Annotated in this window: 2 protein-coding genes and 1 pseudogene; 2 read left to right on the plus strand and 1 reads right to left on the minus strand. The window is 45.6% G+C overall.

Going from position 1 to position 5,237, the window contains the following annotated elements:
- Positions 1–892, minus strand: a pseudogene (locus RH89_RS12545) (helix-turn-helix domain-containing protein); the annotation flags it as partial.
- 181 nt (positions 893–1,073) lie between these two features.
- On the opposite strand from RH89_RS12545, the gene RH89_RS12550 reads away from it, so the two are divergent.
- Together RH89_RS12550 and RH89_RS12555 are read left to right on the plus strand one after the other, a co-directional pair.
- Positions 1,074–3,245, plus strand: coding sequence for a malate synthase G (locus tag RH89_RS12550; protein ID WP_004402278.1), 2,172 nt, complete (start codon positions 1,074–1,076; stop codon positions 3,243–3,245).
- Positions 3,246–3,301: 56 nt separating this feature from the next.
- On the plus strand, positions 3,302–4,900 hold the full coding sequence (locus RH89_RS12555) for an isocitrate lyase (RefSeq protein ID WP_004402279.1): 1,599 nt from the start codon (positions 3,302–3,304) through the stop codon (positions 4,898–4,900).
- The last annotated feature ends 337 nt before the right edge of the window (positions 4,901–5,237 follow it).

A 5,237-nucleotide genomic window follows, 5' to 3' on the forward strand; every position in this document is an offset into this window, starting at 1 on the left:
TCTGGGGCAGAGTAGTGCACCAGCAAAAAAGGAAGCACTCGAAGTCACGCCACGCATGAAGAATCTTTGTGGAATCTAGTTCTACTGATCCACCGGGGTTTGACTGATCGCGAACACCATAGCTGGGGTTACTGTCTGCGATAACCATACTCTTTTCACCGTCACCGTCGTGCAACACCATATGACCAATGTTCACCGCAAGGTCGTACTTTAGTCGAATCGCATCCTTTTTCAGCATCTTATTCATGTGAAGAACATCGGGTGCTTCAAAATACGATCGAACCACTCGCTTAATTTCAACACCATTTGAGCTGATGCTGGTTTCAGGCGTCTCATCGAACCATTTAATTTTCAGACCAATGTTGTCACAGATCTCCAGCAGATCATCCACGCTGAGTGGCATCCGCTTTTTGCCGATCTCCTCTGCTGCCCGCTCTAAGTCAGGAAAGTGATTCTGGTGGTGTTCCTGATGAGCACGAATCAGCAGGTGCGCGAACTGTCTGCCCGTTGTACCAGTCTGAGAAAGCATTTCTGGAATCGCAATTTGCAGGATTTCATTCGAGAAAAGAAAGCTTGGCTCCAGTGCCATTCCCCGAATACCACCCCGGCTTCCTTTTTCGGGAACAATCTCTTGCTGTTCATGCGCATCATCCAGAAACCACTGTACATTTTTCTGAAAAACAGAGGCGATCACTTCCAGCATATCTTCACTGGGTACCCGTTTTCCGCGTTCAATCATCGACAGATACGAGACAGACGGAGCAGATTCAGGATCCAGTTTTACACAGCGTGACGACAGATCTTCCAGCGTTAAATTGTTTCTTTTCCGTAGGTTACGGATTTTTGTCCCAAGAAAGTGGGATTGTCTAAATAGACTTTTTGTATTTTTCATAGTTGTAAAATTTACATTGTGAAATTTTCTTTGTGAAATTTTAGTAAATATTTGGTTAAAGTGAATGTATAGAGAACAATAAGCGAGCAAAACGTAACCAAAAAGAGAGGTTGCTCACTTAATCAACACTTTCATTATGGAAATAACGCAAAAGAAGAGAACGGTCACGAGGGACGAAGCGATGAATCTACTGCAAACAAAGGAATGTCAATTTCATCAAGGCTTCTATGAGTTTATTAACCAAGAAGTACTGCCTTACACAGAATTAGACGCAAACGAGTTTTGGAATAACGTGACGAAACTGGTCTCGGACCTTGCTCCGGTCAATCAGGCTCTCCTTGCAAAGCGCCATGAACTGCAAACCAAGATTGATGAGTATCATCGTGACAATCGTTCTTTTTCACAAAACCAGTATCAAGAGTTCCTGAAAGACATTGGTTACCTAGAAGAAGAAGGTCAGGACTTCCAAATTGAAACACGCAACGTAGACGATGAAATCGCAAGAATTGCAGGTCCGCAGCTTGTTGTACCAATTCGCAATGCACGCTTTGCCTTGAATGCCGCAAACGCACGATGGGGAAGTTTGTACGACGCGTTATACGGAACCAATGTTATTCCGAAATCAAGCGCAGGAATGCAGGCGGGGAAAAAATACAATCCGGCACGCGGGAAGAAAGTCATCGCTTTCGCAAAAGATTTTCTGGATGAAACCTTCCCGTTGAATGAAGGCTCGCACCACGACGTTGAAAGCTACACCGTTTACTTTAAAAACCTGTTGGCCTTCTTCCCAGATGGAACGCAAACAGGTCTAAAAGATCCGGGTCAATTTGTTGCCGCAAGCGATTTAGACAGAGAGCCTACCTCGATTGTTCTTAAAAATAATGGGCTGCATGTAGAAATCATCATTAATAGCTGCGGAACCATTGGCAGTCAGGATTTAGCGGGGATTGATGACATTCAGATCGAATCTGCCATGTCGACCATTCTGGATTTTGAAGACTCAATCGCAGCGGTAGATGGCGAAGATAAGGTAGAAGCTTATTCAAACTGGCTAGGATTAGTGACCGGATCACTAAAATCCGAATTCAGTAAAGGCGGTAAAACACTGACTCGCAGCCTTGCAGAAGACAAAGTATTTACCGGTCGAAATGGAGATGACTACGTGCTTCACGGTCGCTCACTCCTGATGATTCGTAATGTGGGTCACTTAATGGGTATCGACCTGATGACCGACGAAGAGGGCAATGAAGTACCAGAAGGCATTATGGATGCCATCGTTACGTCACTGATAGGCAGTATTGCCATCAAAAATTCCGGCGCCTGCCGAGTAACGAACAGCAGAACGGGAAGTATCTACATAGTGAAGCCCAAGATGCACGGACCTGAAGAGGTCGCGTTCTCCTGTGAGCTGTTCAGCCGTGTTGAGTCCATGTTAGGTCTCGAACCCTACACTTTAAAAATCGGGATTATGGACGAAGAACGCCGCACTTCTTTGAATCTTAAAGAGTGTATACGCCAGGCAAAAGAGCGGGTGGTGTTCATCAACACGGGATTTTTGGACCGCACTGGTGACGAAATTCATACCAGTATGGAAGCCGGTCCGTTTCTTCCTAAAGGTGAGATCAAAAACCAGCCTTGGATTGCTGCATACGAGCAAAACAACGTATCGGTCGGTCTTGCTTGCGGTTTCTCTGGTAAAGCTCAGATCGGAAAAGGGATGTGGGCAATGCCAGACGAAATGGCAGAGATGATGAAGCAAAAAGTTGCTCATCCTCAATCTGGTGCAACAACAGCATGGGTGCCTTCACCAACAGCCGCGACGCTTCACTCTATGCATTACCACAGAGTAAACGTGTTCGATTGCCAACAAGCGCTGGAAATCGACACCGCTTCGCTCAAAGGCAACATGCTCAAAATTGCATTAATGCCGCAAGAAACCAACCTGACCACAGAAGACATCGAGAAAGAACTGGAAAACAACATTCAAGGCATTCTGGGGTACGTGGTTCGTTGGGTGGAAATGGGCGTGGGGTGCTCCAAAGTGCCAGACATTAATAATGTCGGTTTAATGGAAGACCGCGCCACACTTCGAATTTCCAGCCAGCACATTGCCAACTGGTTAGCGCACAAAGTGTGCAAGAAAGATCAGGTTGAACGCATTTTGGCACGAATGGCAGAAGTGGTGGATGCTCAAAATGAAGGCGAAGCGGGTTACGTTCCAATGACGCCAGACATTGAATCCAGCACCGCGTACCAAGCCGCCAGAGCACTGATATTTAAAGGAGCAGCTCAGCCAAGTGGTTATACAGAGCCTCTTCTTCATGAATACCGAAAGCAAGCAAAATACTCATAAGTACAAACAATCATCCAATAACGTGAACACAACAAGACTATAAAAAGAGGGATAGCATGGAAAACTACAGAACCGAGACCTCAAATGCCGATGAATTGATCCAACAACAAGGTCAGACCTGGGCAGCGATCAACCCTGAATACGTAGCGCGTATGCGATTACAGAACCGCTTCAGAACGGGGTTAGATATTGCAAGATACACCGCAAAAATCATGCGTGAAGACATGGAATCTTACGACAACGACAGCGCGAACTACACGCAGTCACTCGGTTGCTGGCATGGATTTGTCGGTCAGCAGAAAATGATTTCTATTAAGAAGCATTTCGAGACAACGCGCGGCCGGTACCTGTACCTGTCTGGCTGGATGGTCGCGGCACTTCGTTCAGAATTCGGTCCACTGCCTGATCAATCCATGCACGAGAAAACCACGGTTCCAATGTTAATCGAAGAGCTATACACCTTCCTGAAACAAGCGGATGCACGTGAGCTCAACCATCTGTACAAAGATCTGGATGCGGCACGCAATTCCGGTGATACCGTAAAAGCGCAAGCAGTCCAAAATCAAATCGACAATTTTGAAACGCACATTGTGCCAATCGTTGCGGATATCGATGCCGGTTTTGGTAATGAAGAAGCCACCTATCTGTTGGCGAAAAAGATGATTGAAGCAGGCGCTTGCTGTATCCAGATTGAAAACCAGGTTTCCGACGCCAAACAATGTGGTCACCAAGACGGTAAAGTAACCGTGCCACATGAAGACTTCCTCGCGAAAATCAATGCAGTTCGTTACGCCTTCCTAGAACTAGGTGTTGACGACGGCGTAATTGTTGCCCGTACTGATTCATTGGGCGCTGGTCTGACTCAAAAAATCCCTGTGTCACAAACACCAGGTGACTTGGCTGACCAGTACAACGCGTTCATTGACGGTGAAGAAATCAGATCTCTGGACCAGTTAGAAAGTGGCGATATGGTGATGAAGCAGGGCGACAAATACCTGAAACCGACACGCCTGCCAAATGGTCTGATTCGTTTTAAACCAAATACTGGTGAAGATCGTGTGGTTCTGGATTGCATCACTTCACTTCAAAACGGTGCAGATCTACTTTGGATTGAAACAGAGAAACCTCATGTTCAGCAAATTGCCGGAATGGTTAACCGGATTCGTGAAGTGATCCCGAACGCGAAGCTGGTTTACAACAACAGCCCGTCGTTCAACTGGACACTGAATTTCCGTCAGCAAGTGTTTGATGCGTGGGCATCTGAAGGTAAAGACGTATCAAGCTACGAGCGCGAAAAATTGATGAGCAGCGTATACGATGATTCTGAACTGGCAATGGCAGCAGACGAGAAGATTCAAAGCTTCCAACGCGATGCATCAAGAGAGGCGGGCATCTTCCACCATTTGATTACACTGCCTACGTACCACACAGCGGCACTATCGACCGACAACCTTGCAAAAGACTACTTCGGCGAGAAAGGCATGTTGGCCTATGTACGAGAAGTGCAGCGTAAGGAAATTCGCCAAGACTTGGCATCGGTTAAACACCAAGATATGTCTGGCTCCAACATTGGTGATGACCATAAAGAGTACTTCTCTGGCGATCAGGCATTGAAAGCTTCTGGTGAAAACAACACCATGAACCAATTCGCTTAAAACACCTCTTAAATAAGAAACGCCAACCTTTAATAGGTGGGCGTTTTTGTTTTTGTGGCTATAGCAGCGATATTTTCTAACAAACATGTAATTTCAAGTACAAAAGATAAACGTAATTATTTAGTCCGTTAATACTGTATCCAAGTACAGGTCGATTAAATATTAATCAATGTCCACTTTATTTTAAAATGCGGAGTTCCTTCGCGACATTAGCACTGTAGGATACGGTAAAAACCTCATTGTTTACATTGTCTTATGTGTTATTCTTTGGCAATTCCCACAAGATGAAAAGCGCGCCTGTGGATGAATTATTCGGACATCTTGTCCCATAATAATT

Origin of the sequence: Vibrio nigripulchritudo ATCC 27043 (assembly GCF_000222685.1) — a bacterium.
Classification (GTDB): domain Bacteria; phylum Pseudomonadota; class Gammaproteobacteria; order Enterobacterales; family Vibrionaceae; genus Vibrio; species Vibrio nigripulchritudo.